Genomic DNA, 24,776 nt, shown 5'->3' on the forward strand with positions numbered 1-24,776 from the left:
GCTTGCGCCAGGCGCAAGCAAGGGGGCCTTCATGTAGTTCGGACCCGGGCAATGGGGCCCTTCACAACCATCGTCAGACGCTGAAGTCCGTGAAGGCCTCCTTCCCTACCTTGAAGGTCAGGGTCTCGGCGAAGTCGCCTTTCCGCTGGTCAGGGAGGTTGTGAAAGCCACTTTCGCAACGGTGAAGGTTGTGAAAGTGGCTTTCGCGACACACCTCCCGACACCACCCACACGCAGGTCGGTCCAGGTGGTCGTGAGTGGCGTTTCGGGTTAGAGCGGACCGGTGTCTACTTACCCACGCCTGACCAGGCGTGAGTGGTGGTTCCGCGGCTACCAGAGCGTGACGATGAAGGAATTGGGACGTTGAACGTCCCAATTCCTTCATCGTCGCCAGGGATGCCTGGTCTTGGATCTTGATCAACGTCGCGCCAGACGCGACCGGTGACGGGGAAGATTCCGGACGCTCAACGTCCGAAATCTTCCCCCGTCGGCCACACCGGCCCCAGCACCGGCTTCACGCGACCGCCGATCACACCAGTGGGTAGGCAAATACGAGTCCGTCAGAACCCGAAACGCCACTCACGACACCCATTTACGCGACTTTGCCGGAACCCTGACCTTCAAGGTAGGGAAGGAGGCCTTCACGGACTTCCAGGCTCGATAGACTCCCCACATCTGACGAGGTGAAACAGGCTTTCGCGACACCCGAAGTTCGCACGCGACCGGGTCAGGCGGCCGCCAGGGAGACGACGCGGTTCCGCCCGCTCCGCTTGGCCTGGTACAGCGCGGAATCCGCGACGTGCAGCAGCCGTTCCAGCACCGGCCCGCCCGCCGGGTAGACCGCGACGCCGATCGACACCGAAAGTCCTCGTACGGTCCGCGGTCCTGACGCCGTCACGACCTCGACCTCGATCGCCATCACCGCCTGCCGGACCCGCTCGGCCACGGGGATCACCTCGGTCTCCGTCGCACCGGGCAGCAGCACGACGAACTCTTCGCCGCCGAAGCGCCCGACGGAGTCGTAGTCGCGTACATGCTCGGAGATCGTCGTCGCGACGACCTTGAGCACAGCGTCGCCCGCGAGGTGCCCGTAGACGTCGTTGACCTGCTTGAAGTGGTCGAGGTCGAGCATCAGCACCCCGAGTTTGCTCTTCGCCCTGGCCGCCGACGAAAGCTCCCGCTCGCTCAGCACGTGCCACGCGTGCGCGTTCAGCACGCCGGTCTTGCCGTCGATGTTCGCCGCGATCTCCAGCTGCCGCACCAGCACACTGCGGTGCAGCACCAGCACGGGCAGCAGGACGAACGGGACCAGCGCGGGCGCGTGCACGATGCCCAGCGCGGTCGAGGTCCCGAGCACCAGGGTGGTGACCTCCAGCAGGTTGTCGTCCCCGGTGCCGAACAGCGAACGCGGCGACCGGCCCCCGGTGTGCAGGTAGACCGACAGCGCCACGATGAACGCGTTGGCCGCGGTGAACACTGCCGCCGCCTCGACGATCCGCAGCGAGCCGGAGAACCCCACCGGCAGGCCGTTCCACCCGGCCACGATCGCTCCCCCGGCCAGGCAGGAGAGCACGATGGCCGCCGCACAGTAGACGACGCGGTACGCCGGGCGGTGGCTCATCCCCCGCCACACCCGGAGCCAAAGATGCAGGTAGATGAGCAATCCGAGGGCCAGCGCCAGCCCCGGCGGCAGGACGAGCACCCCCGCGAAAGTCCACACCGAAGTCATGTTGATGTGCGGTCGGTCACACAGCGTCCGCCGCAACCGTTCCACCGACCGGGAAAGCTCGGCTTGCAGGAAAGCAAGGCCGAGCAGTGATCCAAATCGGACGAATTCCGTAGTCTCGTAGTTCGATCGGAGCAAGGCGATTACGGCGACTGTAGCCGCAAGTCCTTCCACCACAAGAAAAATCGCAGGTACGCCACGTGGTCCGGACCATAACTCCCAGTGTCGGACCCAGGCTCTCAGACGTGTACCGGTCCCTTCTCCGGCGAGTTCCACATCCCCCATAATCATCGTCACCGGTCCCCCTTCCGTACACAATTCAATGTATCCGAGGTAGTACTGAGGGTGGCTCGAGTCATTTCCGGAACACACAGATGGAGCAGTGGGAGGGAGGACCATCATGAACGGTCGCGAGGACTGATCCCACCAATTCAGCCGGCCCGGCTCCCGGCCGGGAGCCATACATCGGGCCCGGTGGCGATGGCGCGTTTCCATGCCATCACCATCGGGCCCGCCGCGGCGACGGCGACCGCGGCGGCCACCCCGACGGCCACGAACGGACCGGTCAACTGGGCGAGGCCGCCCGCGAGCATGATCCCGATTCCCTGCACCGTGACCAAACTCGTCGAGGTCAGGCCCATCACCTGTGCCCGGACGCCGTCCGGCACCGCGCGGGCCATCAGCGCGACGGCCTGGAGGTGGTACGGCGCCGCGAAGGCCCCGCTGAGCCCGATCAGCGCGAGACAGACCGGCAGCGGAGGGCGAAAGAAGACAAAAAGCAAAGGAACGACGGATGCAATGGCGAGAATGCCGACCATTCGCGTTTTCCGTCGCGCCGGAACCCATTTCGTGAAGATCCACGATCCTATTACCGAACCCACCGGATCCGCCGCGAGAATGAGCCCGACAGCGAAGCTCCCCGCCCCGAGACCGTTGGCGAGCGGTGCCGCGAGCCCTTCGGGCGCGATGGCGAACCCGGCGAGCATCTTCAACCCGAACAGCACGCGGATTCCCTTGCCCCGCCACAGTTCTCTGGCGCCTTCACCACTGAAAGCCCGTGCCACACGGCTTTTCACCGATGATTCCGTGACGGCGGGCCCGCGTCGACGCACCCCTGTGGACACGAGCAGCGCGGAGACCACAAAGGTCACCGCGTCGATCACCAGTCCCCAGTAGGGCGTCACGAGCCCGATCACCAGTCCGCCACCGCCGAATCCGGCCAGCTGTGCCGTTTGGATGGTGATCGTGCGGACCGCGAGCCCGGCGACGTACCGTTCGCCTTCGAGGACGTCCGGGAGCAACGCGAGCTGCGCCGCCCGGAACGGTCCGCCCGCCATCGTCAGGACCACCAGCAACCCGGCCAGCACTGGCAAAGGCGTTCCCGGCACGGCCATCAGCATCGCGAGCGCCGCGCGCACCAGATCACCGGCGATCATCACGGTCCGCCGTGGATACCGGTCCGCCAATCCGGCGAACAAGGTGCCGCCGATCAGCGTCGGCAGATACGTCAATCCGTAAGTGAGCCCGGTCAGCCCGGCCGACGCCGTTCTTTCCCAGACCAGCACCGACAACGCGACCCTGGCCAGCTGGTCACCGGCCTGCGAAAGCGCCTCGGCCGCCCACAACGCACGGAATTCACCGACCGCGAAAGCGGCCTTGAAACCGGTGTCCCGTGCGGAGTCCCCTTTCTCCATGAGCCCCTCCCCTTGGCTCACGGTAATGGATCACTTCCGCACTGTCAGCGGCCATCCGGCCCACGACGTCCGGTACCGTCCACTGTGGAGAGACGATCTCGCGAGGTCAGCGCCCCGTGCCGTAACCCATCATCCCCTGCGCCATTTCCATCGCCAGCGAACCGGCCATAACGGGGTCCATCATGTTCCGCAGGTCCTCGGTGGCCCTGTTCTGCGCCGTGATGTCGGAGCGCGGCTGCTCCGTCGGCCGGGGCTCGGCGGGCGGCAGCGCGACGACCTGTTCCCTGGCGGGCGTCTTCTTCGTCGTCGCGGGCGCTTTCTGCTTCACGGTGACCGGGACGTAGACGGTCACCGGGGCGGGCTGCGTGGGCTGGACCACCGGCGGCGCGGCCTGCTGGGTCGCCACGGTGGGCAGCGGCCGCTCGGGCAAGGCGGTGTCGTCGACGGGCGCGAGGGTGAACGTGCCGGCGAACCAGCCGATCGCGAGCAGCGCCACCCCGGTGCCACCGACCAGCCAGGACCTGGCCCGGCGATGGATGACGACGGCCTTGGGCCGCAGATCCTTGTCGACGACCGGCTCGCAGACCGGGGCCCGGACCGGCACCGGCTCGGGCTCGATCTCGTTCTCCGGGCTGCGCCGCCGTTTCGGCAGACTCGCCGCGATGATCCCCGTCCGGTCCAGCAACTCGGCTGTCTCGATGGGCACACTCGCGCTGAGGGCGGCATCGGTCGGCGTACGGCGCTGGGCGGCGCGCGGCATGGGGACCTCCGGAAGCGGAATCACGAACTTGAGCATTGTGGTGCATTTCCGACGCCGCCGTAAGTAACGCACCCCGATCGAGTTATCCCGAGCCGTCCGGACCACGGAGGGTTACTCCGTTCAGAGGTTCTTCATCCCCAAGCGCCCCAGTAGCGCCAACGGCCGCTGGTAAAAGGAGCCGAGCACGCGGGGAATCGCGTCGATGGCATAGGCGTCCGGTCCGATCAGGATGCGTGCCGTCCCCCGTTCGATACCACGAACGATGGTCTGCGCGGCCTTCTCCGGCGTCGTCCTCGCGATCTTTTCGAAGCCTTCGGCGGCTTTGTCGATGTCCCGCTCGACGCCACCCCGCGCGTCGCGGGCGATATTCGTCTTGATGCCACCGGGATGCACGCAGCTGACCGCGACCGGATGCCGGGCGATCAGCATTTCCTGCCGCAGCGCCTCGGTGAAGCCCCGCACCGCGAATTTCGCCGCGTTGTAGGCACTCTGCGTGGGCACGCCGATGAAGCCGAACACGCTCGAAAGGTTGACGATATGGCCGTCGCCCGAAGCGATCACCTGCGGCAGAAAGGCTTTCGTGCCGTTGACCACACCGCCGAGATTGATGCCCATCAGCCAGTCGTAGTCGTCCCAGGTCATTTCCTCGACCGTCGCGCCGAGCGCGACCCCGGCGTTGTTCACCACGAGGTTGGCGCCCCCGAAATCGACGGCGACCTCCTCGGCGTGCGAGAGAACCGCGTCACGATCGGCGACGTCCAGCGCGTAGGCCTTCGCGGTCGCGCCCGCTTTCTCGCACGACGCCACGGTGTCCGCCACGCGGACGGCGTCGACGTCGGAAAGCGCCAGCCTCGCCCCGCGTCCCGCCAGTTCGATCGCGAGCGCCCTGCCGATTCCCGAGCCCGCGCCCGTGATCACCGCGACCTTGTCCGTGAACGACTTCATACCCGCTCCCAAGTTCGACTGTTACCGGAGGTAACACATACTACGGCTGTGAGCTTGCTGTGCGTTGATCGATTCGGGCTGTGTTCGTGGACCGCTTATGGTGATCTGTAACCAGGACAGCCGTGGACGACCGGAAGGAAGAGGATGCGCCGCGCCCTGCTGCTCGCGCTCTGTTTCGTTCTGACCGGTTGTTCCGCCGCGTCCGAACCCGCCGAAACCGAGCCCGGGGACACCCCCGCGACGGTGGCGGTCACCCCGGCCACGCCGCGAACCAATCCGGCGATCGGCGCGCTCTTCCTCGACGGGACGCATTTCTGCACGGCCAGCGTCGTCCACAGCGGCCCGGGAGACCTCTTGCTCACCGCGGCACACTGCCTCCACGACGGCGAAGGCGGCGAGTACGCGACGGGGATCTCGTTCGCGCCCGGCTATCACGACGGCGTCGCGCCCTACGGCTACTGGGACGTCTCCGATCCGCAGGTTCCCGACGGCTGGGCCGTTTCGTCTGATCCGGACCTGGATGTCGGGTTCGCGACGGCCCGCCAGGCGGGCAGCACGAAGACCCTCGAAAGCGTCACCGGCGCCAACACCCTGGTGACCGGCGGCGGATTCGCCCACCCGATCACCCTGACCGGGTATCCCGACGAACGGGAGGCGCCGGTCGTCTGCCACGGCACCAGCAGCCAGGCCGACACCTACCAGATGCGCGTGGGCTGCCCCGGCTTCACGACCGGCACCAGCGGCGGCCCGTGGGTGGTCGACCCCGACCCCAAGACCGGACTCGGCACCGTCGTCGGCGTGATCGGCGGCTATCTGTACGGCGGGGACGACCCGGACACGTCCTACAGCAGCTACTTCGACACCGACGTCGCCACCTTGTACCGCAAGATGGACGCCCGGGGATGATCTCCCCATGAGCATCCACGACGTCCCGATCACCGGCGAGCCGATCCGCCTCGGCCAGTTCCTCAAACTCGCCAACCTGGCCGAAGACGGTTCGCACGCCAAAGACCTCCTCGACGCCGAAGAGGTCACGGTCAACGGCGAGGTGGAGGTCCGGCGCGGACGTCAGCTGACGAACGGCGACGTCGTGGAGGTCGGCGGCGAAGGCGGCCGCGTCGTTCTCGCCTAGCGGCCCTTTAATGGCGCCAGGCGAAGCGCCTTCGCGAGGTCTTCGAGTTCGCGGTGCACCGGCTCGTTCAGCGGCACACCCAGCGCCTGGCACTGTTCGAGGTACTGCGCCTCACGCCAGCCGGGGTAGCGGACCGGGTTCCCGCCCTCCCAGCCGAGCAGGCTGCCGAACAACGCGCTCGCGGCCTTGTAGAACCCGTCGGCGCTGCGCAACGTCGTCGGCGCGATGGCCATCACCATGAGCCCGGTGTCGTGATCGTGGTCGCCGACGCCCGAAAGCACCCCGGCGAAGATCTCGACCAGCAGGGCGAAACCGGCGATCGAGGCGCTGGCGGTGTCGTCGGCCAGCGTGTCCATGTCGAGGACGAATTCGGGGTACGCGCCGGCGGGGGCGGCCATGCCGAGCGGGTTCGCGGCGATCCCGCGCTCCCCGCCCGCCGCCATGACCAGCCCGATCATCGAATGCGGCAACGCCCTCGCGGCATGGTGCCCGGCGCGGCCGAACGGCCCGACGCCGCGGACCGACATGAGCCCGACGCCGTACCGGCCCGCCCGGGACACCGCCCGGTCCATCGCGTCGCCGACAGCCCACAGCCCCGGCGCGCGGCGGTAGTCGATCAAGGCGGCGGCACCGCGGTCGGCGATCATCAGCGGTTCGGCCCTCGGCCGCACCAGGCCGTTGACCAGCATCGGCAGATGGAGCCGGGTCAGTTCGGCGACCCCCGATTCCGGGGTTCCGGTGAGATCGCCGTGGCACAGCGCCTCGGCGGCCATCCTGGCACGGGACCACGGCAGGTCGTGCGCGGTGAAGACCTCGGTGACGAGATCGATCAGGGCGTCGATCGGGACGCGCTGCCACACCTGTTCCGGGATCGGGGAAGGTTCGGCCGGTTCGGGGATCGGCTCGACGGGCGCACGGCGAAGAGAGCGGGGTCTGAGGGGCACTCCGCCGAGGGTGCCTTCGCACGTTTTCCGTCGTCAACGAACCGGGGCAGCTTCTAACCGACTGTGTGATCGAAGCGCCCGGAAACGTCGGTGGGCGGACGTAGGATCGGGGCATGTGCCGGAACATCACCACGCTTCGAGGCCTGGAGCCGGCGGCGACGCCGGACGAGATCGAGGCCGCCGCCCGCCAATACGTCCGCAAGGTGTCCGGGGTGCAGAGCCTGTCCGACGCCACCCGCGAGCCCTTCGAGGCCGCCGTCGCCGAGATCACCGCGGTCACCAGGCGGCTGCTGTCCGAACTGCCCGCCCGCCGTCAGCCGCCGACGACGGTGCCGCCGTTGCGCCGTCCCGAGGTCCAGGCGCGAATCGCCGCGAAGGCGGCGAAGAGCCAGGCCTCCTGAACCAAGCATCGGCGGTTACGGTGAGCCGGTGACATATCCGCAAGACCCCTACGGTCAACAGCAGCCTTACGGCCAGCAACCCCCGTACGGCCAGCCGTACCCGCAGCCGGGTTATGGATACGGCTACGGCGCGCCTCAGCCGCCGCAGGACCAGGGCCTGGCGATCGCCGCCCTGGTCGTGTCGATCGCCAGTCTCGTCGTCTGCACCGGGCTGCTGTCGGTCATCGGCGTGATCATGGGGCACATCGCGCATTCGAAGGCCAAACGCGGGGAAGCCGGCGGCCAGGGGATGGCGCTCGCGGCGATCATCATCGGCTACCTCGGCGTCGCGATCGTCGTCGGTCTCGCCCTGCTGTTGGTCATCGTCGGCATCGCGACCGACTGGGACTTCGACTAGCGGACTTCGACCAGATCCGAAGCGTTCCGGCAAAGGACCGTCGGATACCCTCGACAGCGGTAGCGTGTCCGAGCGGCCGAAGGAACATGTCTTGAAAACATGCGAGGGCTCTGTCCTCCGTGGGTTCGAATCCCACCGCTACCGCCACTCTTGAAAACGGAAAGCGCCCCAGGTCCGCGGACCTGGGGCGCTTTTCGTCACGCGGGCACGAGGGCCCAGACGGTCTCGTCGCTACGGCCGCCCATGAAGGGCCGTTGCTCCAGGAGCGAAGCCTGTCGCACCGCCAGCGAGCTGGCCCGGTTCACCAGTCCGTAGCGCATGTCGGCGCTGCGGAGCAGTTTCCACTGCTGGTTGGTGGCCGATCCGCAGTGCGTCTGTTCGAGCTGCGCGCCGTCCGCGGTGCTGCCGGACACCGGCCGCAGGCACTGGCCGCTCCGCTCGTTGCTGATCCTCCAGTACCCGCCGCCCGCGTCGGTGAGCCTCCACTTCTGGCCGTTGTCGTCCTGCCTGGCCACGTGGGTGATCTTCGCCCCGGCGGCCGTCGAGCCGTCGACCACGGCCGCGCTGTTGCCGTTGGTGGCGACGGAGAGGTAGTACTTCTTGGCCGCCTGCGGACCGGGGTCCGCGACGGGGTTCAGGGTCCACTGCTGGTTGGCCGCCCCGGTGTAGGGCTGCTGCACGAGCGGCGCCGGATACGCGCCGCCGTCGGTGATCGCGTAGCCCGTCAGGTAGTTGAAGATCGCCACCTTGCCGTTGCCGAGCGGCTGGAACGCCCACCGCATGCCGTTCTGGCCGTTGCAGTTGTACTGGAGGATCTGCGTCCCCGGAGCCGTTCCGCTCTGGGCGCTGTCGGCGCACAGCTGGCTGTTGGCGTTCACGAGTTGCAGACCGGTGTTGTAGCCGAGGATCCACTTCTGGCTCGTGGAGTCGGTCCGGGCCCGCTTGCTGAGGTTGACGAGGCCGCCGGTCGAAGAACCGATGACGTCGATCGCGTCACCGTTCGCGCCGGTGATGACGTAGGTCTTCCCGCCTTGCGCGTGGCCGTCGTCGTTGTCGGGAGTGCTGTTCTTGATCAGGAAGGCGCTGTTGGCCACGTTCCAGTGCGTGGCGAGCCAGCTGCCGGGGACGGGGTTCGTGCTGAAGTAGTCGTCGTTGCCGCAGTCCAGCAGCCGGTCGAAATCGCGCGCCGTGCAGTCGAAGGACTGCGTGTCGCCGTAACACATCAGGTCCCATTCCTGGGAGCAGTGCCCGCCGCCCTGGTAGTGCGGGGCCCCGGGCAGGACCGCGCCGAGCATGTGCCCCAGTTCGTGCGCGGTCGCGTTGACACCCCAGCACGGGACGGCGATCTCCGTGTAGTGCCTGCCGTTGTTGAAGGCGTTGGCCGGACCGGGCTGATCGTCGCTGTCACCCCAGGTGCCCGCGCAGGTGTGCGGGTTGTCGGAGAACAGGATGTAGTCGCGGTCGGCGTTGTAGTACCCCGCCTGGATGGCGCGGTCGCGGATCGCGCCGGACAGGTACGTGCCGTCGGGCACCACGAGGTTCGCGACGGCGACCTGGCAGCCCGCGCCGGCGGTCGTCACGTACCGGACGTGCCTGCTGGCGCCCGTCACGGCGGCGCTGTCGTTGAACCCGTCGTCGATCCCGGACGCGTAGGCGCGCAGGGACGGCGCGACGGTCGTGTACCGGTCGGGCTGAGCGGCTTCCCGGACATAGACGAGCTCGATGCGTTTGCCGGAAACACCGTCGCCTTCGCAGACCACGGGGTTGGCGGCGATCTGTGCCTCGGCGACGGAGGCGGCGAGCGGGGCCACCGGGGTCGCGCCGGGCGGCAGTGGCCGGGCGGTGAAGGCGCTGAAGGCGGTGGAGTCATCCGATGCCGTGGCTCCCGCGGTCTCACCCGCGAGCAGACCGCAGATGAGACCGGCGGTCACCAGCACTCCACCGAAGCGTCTTTTCGTTCTGGACAAGTGTCTTCCTTTCGCGATGAAGAAACGCACACTTCTCGAACTGTCGCGAGAAAAAGGCTAGAGGTCGGATGTATAGACCACCAGGCAGAAAAACCGGCAGACTGCCATACTCTTCCGCCATGCCCAAGTACTTGCTGCTCAAGCACTACCGCGGCGCTCCGGCTGCGGTGAACGACATCCCAATGGACCAATGGGCGCCGGAGGAGATCACGGCGCACATGCAGTACATGAGGGACTTCGCGAACCGGCTCGTCGAGACCGGCGAGTTCGTCGGCGAGCAGGCTCTCGCCCCCGAAGGCACCTTCGTCCGGTACGACGGCGAGGGCAAACCGCCGGTCACCGACGGTCCTTTCGCCGAGACCAAGGACCTCATCGCCGGCTGGATGATGATCGACGTCGACAGCTACGAGCGGGCGCTGGAACTGGCGGGCGAGTTGTCGGCCGCTCCGGGGGCGGGCGGGAAGCCCATCCACGAATGGCTCGAACTGCGTCCGTTGTTCAGCGAGCAGCTGATCATCACGGAGTGAACGCCGAGCTCGACGAGGCGCTGCTGCGGAGCCTCAGCCCGGACGTCCTCGGGATCCTCGTCCGCCGCGGAGCCGATTTCGCGTCGGCCGAGGACGCCGTGCAGGAAGCGCTGATCGAGGCCGTCCGCGTCTGGCCCGGCGACCGGCCGAAGGACCCGAAGGGCTGGCTCGTCACCGTCGCCTGGCGCAAATTCCTCGACATGGCCCGGTCGGACGCCGCCCGGCGCCGTCGCGAAGACGTCGTGGACGACGAACCGGAGCCGGGGCCCGCCCCCGGGGTGGACGACACGTTGCAGCTCTACTTCCTGTGCGCGCACCCTTCGCTGACGCCGTCTTCGGCGGTCGCGCTCACCCTGCGCGCCGTCGGCGGGCTGACCACCCGCCAGATCGCCCAGGCGTATCTGGTGCCCGAGGCGACCATGGCGCAGCGCATCAGCCGGGCCAAGCGCACCGTGTCCGGGGTGCGCTTCGACCAGGCGGGCGACGTCGCCACCGTGCTCCGCGTGCTCTACCTGGTCTTCAACGAGGGCTACTCCGGCGACGTCGACCTCGCCGCCGAAGCCATCCGGCTCACCCGGCGGCTCGCGGCCGCGATCGACCATCCCGAGGTCGCGGGCCTGCTCGCGCTCATGCTGCTCCACCACGCCCGGCGCGCCGCCCGGACGGCGCCCGGCGGCGAACTCGTGCCGCTCGCCGAACAGGACCGCGGCGCATGGGACACGCGCCTGATCGCCGAGGGCGTCGACATCCTGCAAGCGGCGCTGGCCCGCGACAGCCTGGGCGAGTTCCAGGCACAGGCCGCCATCGCGGCGCTCCACGCCGACGCGCCCGCGGCCGAGGAGACCGACTGGGTGCAGATCGTCGAGTGGTACGACGAACTCGCGCGCCTGACCGGCAGCCCGATCGTGCGGCTGAACCGCGCGGTGGCCGTCGGCGAGGCGGACGGACCGCGCGCGGGGCTGGCCGCGCTCGCCGAACTGGACGATTCGCTGCCCCGGTACGCGGCGGTGGCGGCGTACCTCCACGAACGCGACGGCGACCTGGTGACGGCGGCACGGCTTTACGTCGAAGCCGCCGGGAAGGCGGCCGACCTGGCCGAACGCGCCCACCTGACGCGTCAGGCCGCGCGGATCAACGCCCTCAGGAAGTGACCGGCGGCAGGCGCGGGAGCCCGTCGATCTCCGACAGGTGCTCCAGCACCCGCCCGAAAGCCAGCCCCAGCACCCGCTGCTCTTCGGGGCTCAACAGGTCGATCAGGTGCTCGCGGACGCCTTCGACATGCGTCGGCGCCGCGCCCTCCAGCAGTTCCGCGCCGCGTCCGGTCAGCTCGGCGACGACACCGCGTTTGTCCGCCGGGTCGCGGGTGCGGCGGATGATGCCCTCGGCCTCCAGCCGGACCATCTGGTGCGAAAGCCTGCTCTTGGTCGAGCCGAGCATGATCGCCAGCTCCGTCATCCGCATCCGGTTGTCTGGCTGGATCGAAAGGCAGACCAGGACCTCGTAGTCGGCGAGCGTGACGTCGTGCCGCTCGGAGAGCTCCCGGTGCAGGCGTTGTCGCAGCCGCATGGTGGCGACGATGTACGAGCGCCAAGCGATCATCTCGGACTCGGACAGCCAGCGCACTTCCTTCTGCTCCACCGCCATCCACGCAGGGTAGAGCGTTGATCGCACAAGGCGCATACCCACCGGTCACTTTTCGGCCCTGAAAAATCCGCGGGAACATTCGCCCGAAGGAGGGTTACGAAAAGGTTGAGACTCGGCGCGAAAAGGCGCAAGCTGCTTGTCAGCGGATGGTTCGGGCAAGTATCGGGCGAACTCCTCGGAAGGTCGCCGGACCTGCTCCCAGCCGGGAAAGGTCAGGTGGTGGTATGGCGGGTGATTCTCGCGGTTGACCGCCTGCTGTGTCCCCGCGATCGGAACGGAAGGAACCGGGTCGGTCGCGACTGTGAACAGCGACGAGCGCGGGCATCTCAGATGCGCTCGACCATTCTCGCGCATTCGGCGTCACTCCGGCCTGTTTCGGGTTCGCGGCCTCTTCGACCGCCTCGGCAGCGCCCGGCGCCGGCCCGGTGATCGCGGCCAACCGGCGATCAAAAGACAACCTCGGTAGACCTGGGTGCGGCCGCTCTGCGTGGCCGCACCCAGGCATATACGGGTCCTTCCGGCTACGCTTCCCCCGTGCGATTCGACGAAGGCGCGGGCCTGGACACCTCCGAAGTCGAGGACCTGCGAGGCGGCGGTGGCGGTGGCGGTATCGGCGGCCGGGTGGCACTCGGCGGCGGCGGGCTCGGCGTGGTCGGACTCGTCATCTATTTCCTCATCTCCCAGTTCGGCGGCGTGAGCCTGGGCCCGTCCGCGGGCGGGATCGGCAGCCTCGGCGGCGTGGGCTCAGGGCAGCAGGTGGACAACACCTCGCTGTCACAGGAGTGCAAGACCGGCGCCGACGCGAACCGGAAGCACGACTGCGCGATCGTCGCGATCATCAACTCGATCCAGGACTACTGGGGCCAGGAATTCCAGCGGTCCGGGTCGACCTATCGCAAGTCGGTCACCAAGTTCTTCAACGGCGGCGTGAACACGGGCTGCGGCAGCGCTACTTCGGACGTCGGGCCGTTCTACTGCCCCGGCGACTCCAACGTTTACATCGATCTCGGGTTCTTCAACGAACTCCGCACGAAGTTCGGCGCGGAGGGCGGGCCGTTCGCGGAGGCGTACGTGCTGGCCCACGAATACGGGCACCACGTGCAGAACCTCACCGGAGTGTCCAAAAAGGGCACCGGGAGCGGGCCGACGTCGGGTTCGGTGCGGCTCGAACTGCAGGCCGACTGCTACGCCGGGGTCTGGGCGAACCACGCGACGACCACGCCGACCGAAACCGGGCGGCCGCTGCTCAGCGAGGTCAGCCAGCAGGACGTCGATTCCGCGCTGGACACCGCTTCGCGGATCGGCGACGACTACATCCAGTCCAAGCTCGGCGGGGGCCGGGTCGACGAGTCGAAGTTCAGCCACGGCACTTCGGCGCAGCGGAAGAAGTGGTTCACCACCGGCTTCCAGACCGGCCAGCCCGCGCGGTGCGACACCTTCGCGACCAACAGCCTGGGCTGAGCCGCTCCGGTACCGCGTGGGCCCGCTCGCCGGGGGCGAAGGCGTAACTCGCGTGCTTCAAGACGTAACTCGCGTGCTTGAACACGTGACCGCCGCCCCTCCCCGGAGTACATGAAGGCCCCCTTCCTTGCGTCTAGCGCAAGGAAGGGGGCCTTCATGTACTTGGGACTGAATTACGCGGCGACGGCGCCGTGGTGGTCGTCAGCGTGGATGGACGCCTTCATGCTCTTCTGCTTGGACCGCTCGGCCGCGCGAAGCGACTTCGCCTTCGCGGCCTTGCCACCCGGGACACCGTTGATGTTCTCGGTGCTGGTCGCGTACACGCCCAGCGCCCAGGCGACGGCGTCGGAGTTGCGTTCGAGCGCGACGCGGTCGATGTTGCCGAGGTTGTCGCAGGCCTGGTGGTAGCACTTGTCGTAAGGAACGTTGGCGCTACCGCCCCACTTGGCGGCCTGAGCCGCGGTCTTCACGCCTTCGGCGCCGGTGAACAGGCCACCGGCCGGGATGCCGACCGCGATGAACTGGCCGTAGTCGGAACGACCGGTGAAGTCCGTGCCCTCGACCGGGACACCCTTGCCGTCCTGGAGGTAGTCGACGAGGGTCTTCTCGAGCTGCGCGGAACCGTACGGGCCGGCGCCCGCGCCTTCACCGTCGGAGTTGTCGCCGTCGTAGGCGAAGTACGCCGCGTTCGGCGAGCCGATCATGTCGTAGTTGTAGTAGAGCGCGATGTCGAGCTGCTGCTCGAAGCTCAGCGAGTTGACGTAGTACGTCGAGCCGACGAGCCCGAACTCCTCGGCGCTCCACCAGCCGAAGCGGACGGCGTTGTTGGCCTTGGGCTTGCTGCCCAGCTGGAGCGCGGTCTCCAGCAGCGCGGCCGAACCGGAGCCGTTGTCGTTGATGCCGGGGCCCTCGGTGACGCTGTCGAGGTGCGAGCCGAGCATCACGACGTTGTCCTTGCGACCGGTCTTGGTCTCGGCGATGACGTTGTAGCTGGTGCGCGCCTCCTGGAAGGCACGCAGGTCGAGGGTGACCGAAGCGCCGGCCTTGCCGGCGAGCGCCTGGCCGTCGGCCTGGGTGATGCCACCGGTCGGGATCTTGCCCGCGGCCGGGTCGCCCAGGGTGCCGTTGACCGGGCCCGGGACGTTGTTGTAGACGATCGCGCCCACGGCGCCCGCCGCGGCGGCGGTCGCCTGCTTCTGCGCGAAGGAGCAGCCACCGCGCTGGATCAGCGCGATCTTGCCGGTGACCCCGCCGGCGTAGTCGGCGGCCTCGCAGCCGCTCGTGTCGTCGACCGGGACCACCGCGAGCGGGGCGGTGATTCCCCCGGCGGGCGTCGACGGGCTGTAGGACATGATGATGATCGGGACGTCGGCGCCCGCGACCGTCAGCTTCTCCGCGAGGGTCTCCGCGTAGGTGAACGGGAACTCCTGGCGCGTGACCGTGAAGCCCGCCTGCTCCAGCTTCGTGGCGACGTACTCGGCGGACTTCTTGTGGCCCTCGGTGCTGGCGGCGCGGCGGCCACCGTTGGCGTCCGAGATCCGCTGCAACGCGATCAGGTGCCGGTTGACGTTGTTCACGTCGACCTTGTTGACGAGCTGCTTGGCCAGAGCGGGGCCGTCGAGCTTCGGCGCGGCCGTCGCAGCGGGAGCCATTCCGACCGTGAGCGCGGCGGTGGCCATCACCACGATCGAGGGAACAATGCTTCTTCGCGAATATGACATGGGCGTCACCTTTGTGTGGTTTACGTCATAGGTCAACCGACGTTCGGCGGACTTACCTTCACCGTTATAGGGTCGCCTGTATGTACGCGATCACCATCCGTGAGCCCGGCGATCCCGATGTTCTCGAATGGACCGAGGTCCCGGATCCGGTAGCGGGTGAAGGCGAAGTCGTCATCGAGGTCGCCGCGAGTGCGGTCAACCGGGCTGACCTGCTGCAACGCCAGGGAAACTATCCGCCTCCGCCGGGTGCGAGCGACATTCTCGGGCTCGAATGTTCGGGCACGATCGCCGAAATCGGCGAAGGCGTCGAAGGGTGGCGAATCGGCGACGAGGTTTGTGCTTTGCTCGCCGGTGGCGGCTACGGGGAAAAGGTCGCCGTACCGGCCGGACAACTGCTTCCGCTGCCCGCCGAAGTCGAATTGCTCGCGGCCGCCGGACTGCCCGAAGTCGCGTGCACGGTTTGGGCGAATGTCGTCATGCACGCCGGTCTGTCCGAGGGTGAGGTCCTGCTCGTCCACGGTGGCGCCGGCGGAATCGGCACGCACGCGATCCAGGTCGCCAAGGCGCTCGGCGCGACGGTGGCGGTGACCGCGGGTTCGGACGAGCGGCTGGAGAGCTGCCGCCAGCTCGGCGCCGACCTCGCGATCAACTACAAGAAGCAGGACTTCGTCGAGGTCCTGCGCGCCGAGACCGGCGGCGCGAACGTCGTCCTCGACAACATCGGCGCCAAGTACCTTGATCGCAACCTCGACGCGCTGGCCATGGACGGCAGGCTCGTGGTCATCGGCATGATGGGCGGGGTCAAGGGCGAGCTCAACCTCGGCAAGCTGATGGGCAAACGCGCGAGCGTGTTCGGCGCCGGCCTGCGGTCGCGGCCGCTGGACCAGAAGGCGGCGATCGTCGCCGACGTCCGCGAGCGGCTGTGGCCGTTGGTCGAGCAGGGTTCGGTGAAGCCGATCGTCGGTCAGGTCGCCGCGATGGCCGAGGCCGCTTCGGCGCACCGCGCGCTGGAGGAAGGCACGGTCTTCGGCAAGGTTCTCCTCGCCGCCAAGGGCTAGCGGATCTCTTCCAGCACCCGGACGAGCTGATTGACCTCGAAGACGTTCGAGTAATGCGCGAGTCCGATGCGGACGGCGCCGCCGACTTCGGCGGCGCCGAGCGAGCCGAAGACCCCGCTCGTGCCGTCGTCGGCGAAGGCGCAAAGCCCCTGGGACGCGAGATACTCCGCGACCTCGGGCGACTTCTTGCCCGCGACGGCGAAGGCCAGCGCGGGGATCCGGCGCATGGCGTCGCCGATGACCATCACGTGCCGCAGCGAACGCAACTCCGTGGACAGTTGCGCCAGCAGTCCCGCGTGGTACGACTTCGCCGAGCCCAGCGACGTCACCAGCTTCTCGCGCCGCGAGCCGATCGCCGCGTCGTCCAAACCGGCCAGATAGTCGATCGACGCGATCAGCCCGGCGAGCAGCGGGTACGCGTGCGGGCCCAGTTCCATCCGGGCCGGGCCGCGCGCGGCCGGGTCGAGCGAGACCGACGGCAGGCGTTCGAGCAGTTCGGGATCGCGGAAGACCAGCGCCCCCACCGACGGCCCGCCCCAGGCCTGCGCCGAAACCACCATCACGTCGGCGCCGAGCGCGTTGAGGTCCAGCGGCACGAACGGCGCCGCGTACGTCGCGTCGACGACGACCAGCGCGCCGACGCGTTTGGCGAACTCGATCACCGTCGGGACGTCGGGCCGCGTGCCGACCGAACCGGACGCGAGCGTGACCGCGACGGCCTTGGTGCGCGCGGAGACGAGGTTCTCGTACTGCCAGGCGGGCAGCTCGCAGGTCTCGATGTCGATCTCGCCCCAGCGCACGACCGCGCCGACGCGTTTCGCGGCGCGGCGCCACGGCGCGAGGTTGGCCTCTTCGTCCAACCTGGACACGACGACCTCGTCGCCGATCGTCCAGCGGTCGGCCATCGCGTCGACGAGACGGCGGATGAGGTCGGGCGCGTTGGGTCCGAGCACGACTCCGGCCGGGTCGGCGCCGACCAGGTCGGCGACCGCCCGGCGAGCGGCCGTGACAATGCTTTCCGCACGCTGGGAGGCCGGAAACGCTCCACCCGGCCCGGACACCGGAGCGCGCATGGCCGTGGATACGGCCGAAGCGACCTGTTCAGGTACGAGCATTCCGGCGGCGCCGTCGAAGTGAATCCAGCCGTCACCCAGCGCGGGAAACAACCCACGGATACGAGCGACGTCGAACGCCATGGGGGACACCGTACGGACGTGCGGTTTGGCGCTTTACCCGGGGTTGGCCAGCCGACCACGCGGTGCGACGATTCCCGCTACGCTCGGAGACGGCGCCGAAAACCACACTGCGCTTCGTGCCCGACGTAGGCCAGGATGGAGCACATGACCGACCCAGTTTCCCGCGAATCGAACACCCCCGGTGACGGCGGCGGGGACTCCTCACCCCACGTGGTGGTCGTCGGGCCCGACGGCGTCCCGGTCGGCACCGCCCGGCTCGCCTCCGGTTCCGACTCCGGCGAGGGGACGCAGGAGGAATCGCTCGGCGACCTCGTCGAAGAGCCCGCCAAGGTGATGCGGATCGGCACGATGATCAAGCAGCTGCTGGAGGAGGTCCGCGCCGCGCCGCTGGACGACGCCAGCCGCACGCGCGTGCGCGAGATCCACCAGACCTCGATCCGGGAGCTGGAGCAGGCGCTGGCACCGGAGCTCCAGGACGAGCTGGAGCGGCTGGTGCGGCCGTTCACCGAGAACTCGACGCCGTCCGATGCCGAGCTGCGGATCGCGCAGGCCCAGCTGGTCGGCTGGCTGGAAGGGCTGTTCAGCGGCATCCAGACCGCGTTGTTCGCGCAGCAGATGGCCGCGCGGGTGCAGCTGGAGCAGATGCGGCGGGGGCTCCCGGCCGGTCCTTCCGCTGGTGGCGCCTTGGGCGGCCACGGTGCGGGCGGCGACGCTCACGGGCCGGGCCAGTACCTCTGACACGCGCTATGAAAGGTCCTTTCCTTGCAAATTTCGCAAGGAAAGGACCTTTCATAGCGTTCCGGAGGGTCAGCGCAGCGGGCGGAAGAACGTCCGCAGGTCCCCGATGAGCAGGTCCGGCACCTCCAGCCCGGGGAAGTGGCCCCCGCGGTCCGGAGTGGACCAGTGCACGATGTTGTCGGTGTGTTCGGCGAGACGGCGGATCGGCAGGCCGGTGTCCTTCGGGAACACGGCCACGCCGGTGGGCACAGTGGACTTCGGCGGTTCCTCGCCCCAAGCCGGGCCCGCCGCGGCATAGATCCGCGCGGACGAGTTCGCCGTGCCGGTGAGCCAGTAGAGCATCACGTTGGTCAGCAGATCGTCGCGATCGATCGCCTCTTCCGGGAAGTCACGCGAGTCCGAAAAGGACTTGAACTTCTCCACCAGCCACGCGAGCTGCCCGGCCGGTGAGTCGGTGAGACCGTAGGCAAGCGTTTGCGGCTTGGTCGCCTGGATCATCGCGTAGCCCAGCTCGCCCTGGGTCTCCGGTACCGCGTGCGGCAACATCGTCAGATGCGCGCCGATCACCCGCTCCGGGCACCGGACGCCCACCTGCCGCGAAACGATCGCGCCCCAGTCACCGCCGTGCAGCCCGAACCGCTCGTACCCGAGCCGCGACATCAGCACCGGCCACGCGCCGGCGATCCGGCCGGGACCCCAGTTCGCCTCGGTCGTCGGCCCGGAAAAGCCGAACCCCGGCAGTGACGGCACCACGACGTGAAACGCGTCCTCGGGATCGCCGCCGTACGCCCGCGGGTCGGACAGCGGCCCGACGACGTCGAGGAACTCCACAATGGACCCCGGCCAGCCGTGCGTGAGCACCAGCGGGATCGCTTCCGGCTCCGGTGACCGGGCGTGCAGGAAATGGACGTTCGCGCCGTCGATGTTCGTCAAGAACCCGGGGAAACCGTTGAGTCGCTCCTCGTGGGCGCGCCAGTCGTAGCGAAGACGCCAGTACTCGGCGAGTTCCTTCAGGTACCCGAGCGGCGTCCCGAGCCCCCAGCCGATGCCGTCGATCTCGTCGGGCCAGCGCGTGTTCGCCAGCCGGGCGGTGAGGTCGTCGAGGTCACGCTGCGGGACGGCGATCCTGAACGGCGTGATTTCGTCGGTCATGGGAACGACGGTAGGGAGGATCGAGGACACCGGCGGTCCTCGATCAGGTCAGACTCGACGTTCCAACGGAGCCCATTCCGTCATCAGCTCGGCGACGTCCTCGACCCATTCTTCTTCCGCTTCCCTGCCCTCATCACGGAGGAACAAGATCGTGCTGATCAGCGCCTGATACAGCTTCGCGCGCGAGACACCCCGTTCGAGCTCGGCGACGAGCAAGGACCGAGGGGCCGAATCTTCTTCTCCGGCATACACCGCGAGGAGCCTGGCGCGAAAGTCTTCGCTGACCCCCATGGTCGGCGCCTTCTCCCCCGCGGGCAGGGCACGCTCCACCCGGTCCAGCACGCGGTCCACACCGTGGCCGTCCACGACGGACGACGCCGTCTCCGAGAACCGCCGCCGCACCTCCGCGTCGCTCAACAACGTCCGCAGCGTCTCGACGACGTCGTCGTCCAGAGCCGCCGCGCTTCCCAGCCCGGCCGCCAGGCCGAGATCCAACGCGCCCCTGTACCCGGTCTCCTGGTTGTCGACCAGCTTCACGACGCCCGTCGGCACACCGAGACAGCACAGCTCCAGCAGCGTGACCCCGGCCGCGCTCACCGCCACGTCCGTCTCCACCAGCAGGTCGAGCAGGCCGGGGCCAGGCGGCTGAACACGGAACTCCTGCCCGGGCAGCGCTTCAGGTACGACAGGTTCGCCGCGCACGAGCACGTCGGCGACGAACGGCAGCCCCGTGTCGCGCAACGCGTGCAGCAGCGCGCTGACCGTGCTCGCCCATTCGGTCCCGCCGCCGAGCACCACGGTCACGTGCGGCCGCACGGCCTCTTCGCGGCCGTGGCGCTTTTCGCGCGCGGCCCGGACGACGTCTCGCATCGGCGCGTAGGCCACGCCCCTGAGCAACTCGCCGGAGCCGTCGTCGGGCCGCGGCGCGGGTGCGAAACCACAGTCGACGACGAGGTCCGCCGCGCGCCTGCCGAACACGTCGTCCTCGATGGACACCAGCAGCGCGCCGGCGGCGTTGACTTCCCGGCGCAGCTGGCGGATGCCGTAGTGGTCGACGAGCACCACGTCGAAGTCTTCGGCCAGCGCGCCGGGAACGCTGGAGTCGAGCACCGGCACGGACAGCTCGCCGAACCGGGCGGCCAGCCATTCCGCGTTGTCCACGAAACCCGAGAACGCGACCTCCCAGCCACGAGCGACGGCGCGTTCGGCGTAGGCCACCATGCGCGATACGTGACCCGCGCCGATCGTCCCGGAGGCGTCGGCCCGCAACACCAGCTTCGTCACCCGGCCACCTTCTTCTGCTCGACGTGTTCGTTGAGCTTCGCGAGATCGGGCCGGGAGCGCAGCACCGCGGCCACCTCACGCCAGTCGCCGACGCGGTCCCCCAGCTCCGCCACGACACCCTCGATGACCGCCCAGTCCTCGACGGTGTCCAAGGTCACGCGCAGGTCGTCGGCGGGCGGGCTCACCACGACACCGGAGCACGAGTACGTCTCCGGCCGCGAGTAGATACCCGAAGTGACGTGTTCCCGGTCGGCGCCGCGGGCGGTCTCGACCTGCTCGGCCAGCACTTCCGCGCGCACGAGTTCCGCGTCGAAGCCTCGGGGCAGTGTGCGCACGAGGGTCGTGCTCAGGTAGTCCAGCGACGGCGTCGCCCGCCACAGCGTGACGAGCTGCCCGATCAGCTCCGGGTCCAGCAGCGGGCAGTCGGCGGTGAGCCGCACTACGGCGTCGGCCGGGTACGACTCGACGGCCACCGCGAAGCGCGCCAGGACGTCGTCGAGCGGCCCCCTGGCGACGAGGGCGCCGTGCCGGGCGGCCTCCTCCGCCACCGTGTCGTCGTCGGCCTCGGTCGAGGTCGCGACCACGACGTTGTCGATTCCCGGCGAACTCGCGGCGGCGCGGACGACCCAGCCGAGCACGCTTCGGCCGGCCAGCGGGCGGAGCACCTTGCCGGGCAGCCGGGTCGACGACGCGCGTGCCTGGATGACGGCGTTGACCACGTGGGCCCCGGGGTCTGGATCCATGGGTGACATGATGTCCTGCGGCAGTAGCACCGAAACGCGGAGGTCAACGATGTCCGAGCTGGATGGCTCCAGCATCCTGCTCACCGGCGGGACCGGTTCGTTCGGCAAGGCGTTCATCACCTACGCCCTGGCCGAGCTGAACCCGCGACGGTTGGTCGTGCTCTCCCGCGACGAGCTCAAGCAGTACGAAGCGCGCCAGCAGTTCGGCGACGACCCGAGGCTGCGCTGGTTCATCGGCGACATCCGGGACCGCCGCCGCCTCGAGCGCGCGATGCACGGCGTCGACTACGTGGTGCACGCCGCCGCCCTCAAACAGGTCGACACGGGCGAGTACAACCCGTTCGAATTCGTGCAGACCAACGTCGTCGGCTCGCAGAACGTCATCGAGGCCGCGATCGACACGGGTGTGAAGAAGGTCGTCGCGCTTTCGACGGACAAGGCGTCCAGCCCGATCAACCTCTACGGCGCCACGAAACTGTGCGCCGACCGGATGTTCATCAGCGCGAACCACTACGCCGCGACACATCCGACCAGGTTCTCCGTGGTCCGCTACGGCAACGTGATGGGCTCGCGCGGCAGCGTGATCCCGTTCTTCCGCGCGCTCGCGGCCAAGGGTGAGTCGCTGCCGATCACGCACAAGGAGATGACCCGCTTCTGGATCACGCTCCCGCAGGCCGTGCAGTTCGTGGTCGACTCCTTCGACCAGATGAACGGCGGCGAGCTCTACGTGCCGCGGATCCCCAGCATGCGGCTGGTGGAGCTCGCGCAGGCCATCGCGCCCGGTTCGCCGATGCACGAGGTCGGCATCCGGCCCGGAGAGAAGCTGCACGAAGAGATGATCGCCCCCGACGACGCCCGCCGGACCGTGCGCTTGAGCGACCGGTACGTCGTCCAACCGCATATCGCGGGCTGGGGCTACGAACCGCCGTCGGACGGCGAAGCCGTGCCGGAGAACTTCGCGTACCGCTCGGACACCAACGACCTGTGGCTCGACGCGGACGAGCTGCGCAGCCTGGTCGAGCAGTATGGCTGACTTCCTCCCCTACGGCCGCCAGTCGGTTTCGGACGACGACATCGCCGCGGTCACCGAGGTGCTGCGCGGCGACTGGCTGACCACCGGTCCCGCCGTCACGCGCTTCGAGTCCGACCTCGCCGAGCACACCGGCGGCACGCCCGCGGTGGCCGTCACCTCGGGCACGGCCGCGCTGCACGTCGCGTACGCGGCAGCCGGGATCGGCCCCGGGGACGAGGTCGTCACCTCGCCGATGACGTTCGTCGCCACCGCCGCGACGGCCGCGCTGCTCGGTGGCAAGGTCGTTTTCGCCGACGTCGAAGCGGACACCGGCAACCTCGATCCGGCGGCGGCTTCGGCGGCCGTCACGCCGCGGACCAAGGTCGTCGCGGCCGTGGACTACGCCGGCCACCCGGCGGAACTGGACGAACTCGGCCGTATCGCGCGCGACAACGGCGCGCTGCTCCTGGAGGACGCGGCGCATTCCGTCGGCGGAAGCTGGCAGGGCAGGCCGGTCGGCTCGCTCGCCGACCTCACCACGTTCTCCTTCTTCCCCACCAAGAACCTCACCACGGCCGAAGGTGGCGCGGTGGTCGCCGGTTCGGACGAGCTGCTGGCGCGGGCTCGCGGTTTCCGCAACCACGGACTGGTGCGGGACAAAGCCGCGCAGCGGTATCCGGACGAAGGCGCGTGGCACCAGGAAGTGCACGAGTTCGGCCTCAACTACCGGCTGCCGGATGTGTTGTGCGCCTTGGGAAGCAGCCAGCTCCGTCGACTCGCCGAGTTCAAGAAGCGGCGCGCGGAGATCCACGCTCGTTACACTGCCGCACTGTCCTCTTTGGACGGCGTACTGACTCCCGCCGTACGCGACGGCGCGGACCCGGTTTGGCACCTGTACCCGCTTCGAGTCCTCGAAGGACGTCGTCGCGCGCTGTTCGATCACCTGCGCGCCAAGGGAATCGGCGTGCAGGTCAACTACATTCCCGCGTACTGGCACCCGGTGTTCGAGGACCTCGGGTACCAGCGCGGGATGTGCCCGAACGCGGAGCTGTACTACAGCCAGGAACTTTCGCTGCCGCTGTTCCCGGCGTTGACCGACGCCGACGTGGACCGCGTCATCGACGAGGTCCACGGCTTCTTCGGCTAGACCTGCTCGGGGGCGGGGCTCATCCCTTCGAAACGAATCGTTTCGAAGGGATCGTCTTCATCCACGAACAGCCTGACGAAGCCGTCCGTGGTGAAGTTCCCGCGAAGCCACTCGAGGATGCGATCGGTGAGCCGTCCGTCGAGTGGCGGCCCTTGGTCGTTGTGGCGTGGGTAGACGATGACCGGCCACTCGTCCGGCTCGCCGATCGTGAGCCACCCGATTTCGTCACCACCCTGGGTGTCGACGACGGGAAGGAACCCGCCAGGTTCCGGCCACACCGCGAGTGGCTGATAGTCGGGGAAGTCGTCACGAAGGTCGCGATAGTTGTACAACGACTCCTCCACCGACTTGGCCAATCCGCGATGGTCCGAGCGAAGAGGCGCTGGAAAGTGGAGCCAATCGGCGAAAAGTCCGTAGCCGTATCGCTCCATCAAGGCGACGAACTCGGTGGGCAACCGCGTGCCCAGCCGCTCGAAGAGTTCGTCCCACGAACCCTCGCCGAGGTAGGGCGCCTCCGGAGGAGGAACCAACTCACACAAGGCGTCCAACCCGGTCCCTTGGGTGAACGCGGCGAGCCTTCGCGGATCCGGAGCGGGCTTCGGTCCAGGAGGTGGTGGCACGGCCCAGGAACGCGCCTTCAGATAGTCGGAGCTCCGTTCGACCGTCGGCGCCAATGGCCCCAAGGTGGCATCGGAGAGCCGGACTCCGCTCCGGACTATGGCGACCAGCGCCTCCTCGAAGGGCATTTCCAAGTCGAACCAAGGATTCTTTCCCCGGTCGAGCGCTCTCTGCCCGAAGACCACGACCGGCCAGTGCTCGGGATCGTCCGAAGCGCCGGTATCCCAGAACAAATGCTCCGAGAAAGTGGTGCTCCCCCAGACGAGCAGACCACCCGGCTTCGGATGGAATCTGGGCCTGTCGTCGATGGGAAGATCCATCGACAGCGCGCCGCAGAGCTTGTGCGAGTGAGCGAGTTCGCCCGCGTAGTCGAAGCGATCGTCACGGGCGACGGGAGCTTTCAGCCAAAGACGCCCGCCGACGAACACCGGGCCAATCGACGGGGATCGGATCGGGAGGCGGTGGGCCGAGCAGTTCGGCGAACGAGATGGTCACCGCGCGATGGTGCC

Annotated in this window: 23 protein-coding genes, 1 tRNA gene and 1 pseudogene; 12 read left to right on the forward strand and 13 right to left on the reverse strand. The window is 68.5% G+C overall.

Annotation, left to right across the window (positions count from 1 at the left end; genetic code table 11):
* Nucleotides 1-727: 727 nt before the first annotated feature.
* The 4 genes from ACFWMR_RS13715 to ACFWMR_RS13730 all read right to left on the reverse strand — a co-directional run bounded on the left by ACFWMR_RS13715 (nucleotide 728) and on the right by ACFWMR_RS13730 (nucleotide 5,125).
* Nucleotides 728-1,864, reverse strand: coding sequence for a GGDEF domain-containing protein (locus tag ACFWMR_RS13715; protein ID WP_378378580.1), 1,137 nt, complete (start codon nucleotides 1,862-1,864; stop codon nucleotides 728-730).
* Nucleotides 1,865-2,157: 293 nt separating this feature from the next.
* Nucleotides 2,158-3,420, reverse strand: coding sequence for an MFS transporter (locus tag ACFWMR_RS13720; RefSeq protein WP_093931765.1), 1,263 nt, complete (start codon nucleotides 3,418-3,420; stop codon nucleotides 2,158-2,160).
* 106 nt (nucleotides 3,421-3,526) lie between these two features.
* A complete protein-coding gene (locus tag ACFWMR_RS13725; RefSeq protein ID WP_378378581.1) occupies nucleotides 3,527-4,204 on the reverse strand; it encodes a hypothetical protein in 678 nt (225 codons plus the stop codon).
* 96 nt (nucleotides 4,205-4,300) lie between these two features.
* On the reverse strand, nucleotides 4,301-5,125 hold the full coding sequence (locus ACFWMR_RS13730; protein WP_093931763.1) for an SDR family NAD(P)-dependent oxidoreductase: 825 nt from the start codon (nucleotides 5,123-5,125) through the stop codon (nucleotides 4,301-4,303).
* 144 nt (nucleotides 5,126-5,269) lie between these two features.
* Here ACFWMR_RS13730 and ACFWMR_RS13735 point away from each other — a divergent pair, with 144 nt between their 5' ends.
* Nucleotides 5,270-6,031 carry a trypsin-like peptidase domain-containing protein gene (locus ACFWMR_RS13735; RefSeq protein WP_378277234.1) on the forward strand — a complete coding sequence of 254 codons (762 nt, stop codon included), beginning with the start codon at nucleotides 5,270-5,272 and terminating at the stop codon, nucleotides 6,029-6,031.
* A 7-nt stretch (nucleotides 6,032-6,038) separates the two neighbouring features.
* Complete coding sequence (locus tag ACFWMR_RS13740; RefSeq protein ID WP_005149665.1) at nucleotides 6,039-6,257, forward strand: RNA-binding S4 domain-containing protein; 219 nt, start codon at nucleotides 6,039-6,041, stop codon at nucleotides 6,255-6,257.
* Here the strand turns inward: ACFWMR_RS13740 and ACFWMR_RS13745 are convergent.
* Nucleotides 6,254-7,201 (reverse strand): Ldh family oxidoreductase, encoded by a 948-nt coding sequence (locus tag ACFWMR_RS13745; RefSeq protein WP_378378582.1) that lies wholly within the window; start codon nucleotides 7,199-7,201, stop codon nucleotides 6,254-6,256. The two genes, ACFWMR_RS13740 and ACFWMR_RS13745, sit on opposite strands and share 4 nt — an antisense overlap.
* 113 nt (nucleotides 7,202-7,314) lie before the next feature.
* On the opposite strand from ACFWMR_RS13745, the gene ACFWMR_RS13750 reads away from it, so the two are divergent.
* From ACFWMR_RS13750 to ACFWMR_RS13760, 3 genes are all read left to right on the forward strand, one after another.
* Nucleotides 7,315-7,602: a DUF2277 domain-containing protein gene (locus ACFWMR_RS13750; RefSeq protein WP_093931760.1), complete on the forward strand. Its 288-nt coding sequence runs from the start codon at nucleotides 7,315-7,317 to the stop codon at nucleotides 7,600-7,602.
* Between the two features lie 28 nt (nucleotides 7,603-7,630).
* Nucleotides 7,631-7,999 carry a DUF4190 domain-containing protein gene (locus ACFWMR_RS13755; RefSeq protein WP_378378583.1) on the forward strand — a complete coding sequence of 123 codons (369 nt, stop codon included), beginning with the start codon at nucleotides 7,631-7,633 and terminating at the stop codon, nucleotides 7,997-7,999.
* A gap of 58 nt (nucleotides 8,000-8,057) precedes the next feature.
* Nucleotides 8,058-8,146: transfer RNA gene (locus ACFWMR_RS13760), tRNA-Ser, on the forward strand.
* A gap of 50 nt (nucleotides 8,147-8,196) precedes the next feature.
* Here ACFWMR_RS13760 and ACFWMR_RS13765 read toward each other — a convergent pair.
* The gene (locus tag ACFWMR_RS13765) at nucleotides 8,197-9,930 is read right to left on the reverse strand and encodes an RICIN domain-containing protein (protein ID WP_378378584.1); all 1,734 of its coding nucleotides are present in this window, start codon (nucleotides 9,928-9,930) and stop codon (nucleotides 8,197-8,199) included.
* A gap of 155 nt (nucleotides 9,931-10,085) precedes the next feature.
* Between ACFWMR_RS13765 and ACFWMR_RS13770 the strand changes: the two genes are divergently transcribed.
* Complete coding sequence (locus tag ACFWMR_RS13770) at nucleotides 10,086-10,493, forward strand: YciI family protein (protein WP_093931757.1); 408 nt, start codon at nucleotides 10,086-10,088, stop codon at nucleotides 10,491-10,493.
* Entirely contained in the window at nucleotides 10,442-11,644 is a 1,203-nt protein-coding gene (locus ACFWMR_RS13775) for an RNA polymerase sigma factor (RefSeq protein WP_378378585.1), read from the forward strand. The genes ACFWMR_RS13770 and ACFWMR_RS13775 overlap by 52 nt, the downstream gene beginning before the upstream one ends.
* On the opposite strand, the gene ACFWMR_RS13780 is transcribed toward ACFWMR_RS13775, so the two are convergent.
* On the reverse strand, nucleotides 11,634-12,137 hold the full coding sequence (locus ACFWMR_RS13780; RefSeq protein ID WP_378378586.1) for a MarR family winged helix-turn-helix transcriptional regulator: 504 nt from the start codon (nucleotides 12,135-12,137) through the stop codon (nucleotides 11,634-11,636). The genes ACFWMR_RS13775 and ACFWMR_RS13780 overlap by 11 nt on opposite strands.
* Nucleotides 12,138-12,671: 534 nt before the next feature.
* Between ACFWMR_RS13780 and ypfJ the strand changes: the two genes are divergently transcribed.
* Entirely contained in the window at nucleotides 12,672-13,598 is a 927-nt protein-coding gene (ypfJ, locus tag ACFWMR_RS13785; RefSeq protein ID WP_378378587.1) for a KPN_02809 family neutral zinc metallopeptidase, read from the forward strand.
* A 173-nt stretch (nucleotides 13,599-13,771) separates the two neighbouring features.
* On the opposite strand, the gene ACFWMR_RS13790 is transcribed toward ypfJ, so the two are convergent.
* On the reverse strand, nucleotides 13,772-15,319 hold the full coding sequence (locus ACFWMR_RS13790; protein ID WP_378378588.1) for a M28 family peptidase: 1,548 nt from the start codon (nucleotides 15,317-15,319) through the stop codon (nucleotides 13,772-13,774).
* A gap of 80 nt (nucleotides 15,320-15,399) precedes the next feature.
* Between ACFWMR_RS13790 and ACFWMR_RS13795 the strand changes: the two genes are divergently transcribed.
* Entirely contained in the window at nucleotides 15,400-16,377 is a 978-nt protein-coding gene (locus ACFWMR_RS13795) for an NAD(P)H-quinone oxidoreductase (protein WP_378378589.1), read from the forward strand.
* On the opposite strand, the gene ACFWMR_RS13800 is transcribed toward ACFWMR_RS13795, so the two are convergent.
* Entirely contained in the window at nucleotides 16,374-17,573 is a 1,200-nt protein-coding gene (locus ACFWMR_RS13800; protein WP_005149639.1) for a cysteine desulfurase-like protein, read from the reverse strand. The two genes, ACFWMR_RS13795 and ACFWMR_RS13800, sit on opposite strands and share 4 nt — an antisense overlap.
* A gap of 135 nt (nucleotides 17,574-17,708) precedes the next feature.
* On the opposite strand from ACFWMR_RS13800, the gene ACFWMR_RS13805 reads away from it, so the two are divergent.
* Nucleotides 17,709-18,311 carry a bacterial proteasome activator family protein gene (locus tag ACFWMR_RS13805; RefSeq protein WP_378378590.1) on the forward strand — a complete coding sequence of 201 codons (603 nt, stop codon included), beginning with the start codon at nucleotides 17,709-17,711 and terminating at the stop codon, nucleotides 18,309-18,311.
* A gap of 69 nt (nucleotides 18,312-18,380) precedes the next feature.
* On the opposite strand, the gene ACFWMR_RS13810 is transcribed toward ACFWMR_RS13805, so the two are convergent.
* The 3 genes and pseudogenes from ACFWMR_RS13810 to ACFWMR_RS13820 all read right to left on the reverse strand — a co-directional run bounded on the left by ACFWMR_RS13810 (nucleotide 18,381) and on the right by ACFWMR_RS13820 (nucleotide 21,490).
* Nucleotides 18,381-19,463, reverse strand: coding sequence for an epoxide hydrolase family protein (locus ACFWMR_RS13810; protein ID WP_378378591.1), 1,083 nt, complete (start codon nucleotides 19,461-19,463; stop codon nucleotides 18,381-18,383).
* A gap of 321 nt (nucleotides 19,464-19,784) precedes the next feature.
* Nucleotides 19,785-20,747: pseudogene (locus ACFWMR_RS13815) on the reverse strand (spore coat protein); the annotation flags it as partial.
* Nucleotides 20,744-21,490 (reverse strand): cytidylyltransferase domain-containing protein, encoded by a 747-nt coding sequence (locus ACFWMR_RS13820; RefSeq protein ID WP_378378592.1) that lies wholly within the window; start codon nucleotides 21,488-21,490, stop codon nucleotides 20,744-20,746. The pseudogene ACFWMR_RS13815 and the gene ACFWMR_RS13820, both read right to left, overlap by 4 nt.
* A gap of 49 nt (nucleotides 21,491-21,539) precedes the next feature.
* Here ACFWMR_RS13820 and pseB point away from each other — a divergent pair, with 49 nt between their 5' ends.
* Both pseB and ACFWMR_RS13830 read left to right on the forward strand, forming a co-directional pair.
* Nucleotides 21,540-22,523 (forward strand): UDP-N-acetylglucosamine 4,6-dehydratase (inverting), encoded by a 984-nt coding sequence (pseB, locus tag ACFWMR_RS13825; RefSeq protein WP_093931748.1) that lies wholly within the window; start codon nucleotides 21,540-21,542, stop codon nucleotides 22,521-22,523.
* Nucleotides 22,516-23,649, forward strand: coding sequence for a DegT/DnrJ/EryC1/StrS family aminotransferase (locus tag ACFWMR_RS13830; RefSeq protein WP_378378593.1), 1,134 nt, complete (start codon nucleotides 22,516-22,518; stop codon nucleotides 23,647-23,649). Before pseB ends, ACFWMR_RS13830 begins: the two co-directional genes overlap by 8 nt.
* On the opposite strand, the gene ACFWMR_RS13835 is transcribed toward ACFWMR_RS13830, so the two are convergent.
* A complete protein-coding gene (locus ACFWMR_RS13835; protein ID WP_378378594.1) occupies nucleotides 23,646-24,695 on the reverse strand; it encodes an SMI1/KNR4 family protein in 1,050 nt (349 codons plus the stop codon). The two genes, ACFWMR_RS13830 and ACFWMR_RS13835, sit on opposite strands and share 4 nt — an antisense overlap.
* Between the last annotated feature and the right edge of the window lie 81 nt (nucleotides 24,696-24,776).

Origin of the sequence: Amycolatopsis thailandensis, from assembly GCF_042723255.1 — a bacterium.
GTDB classification, from domain to species: Bacteria; Actinomycetota; Actinomycetes; order Mycobacteriales; family Pseudonocardiaceae; genus Amycolatopsis; species Amycolatopsis thailandensis.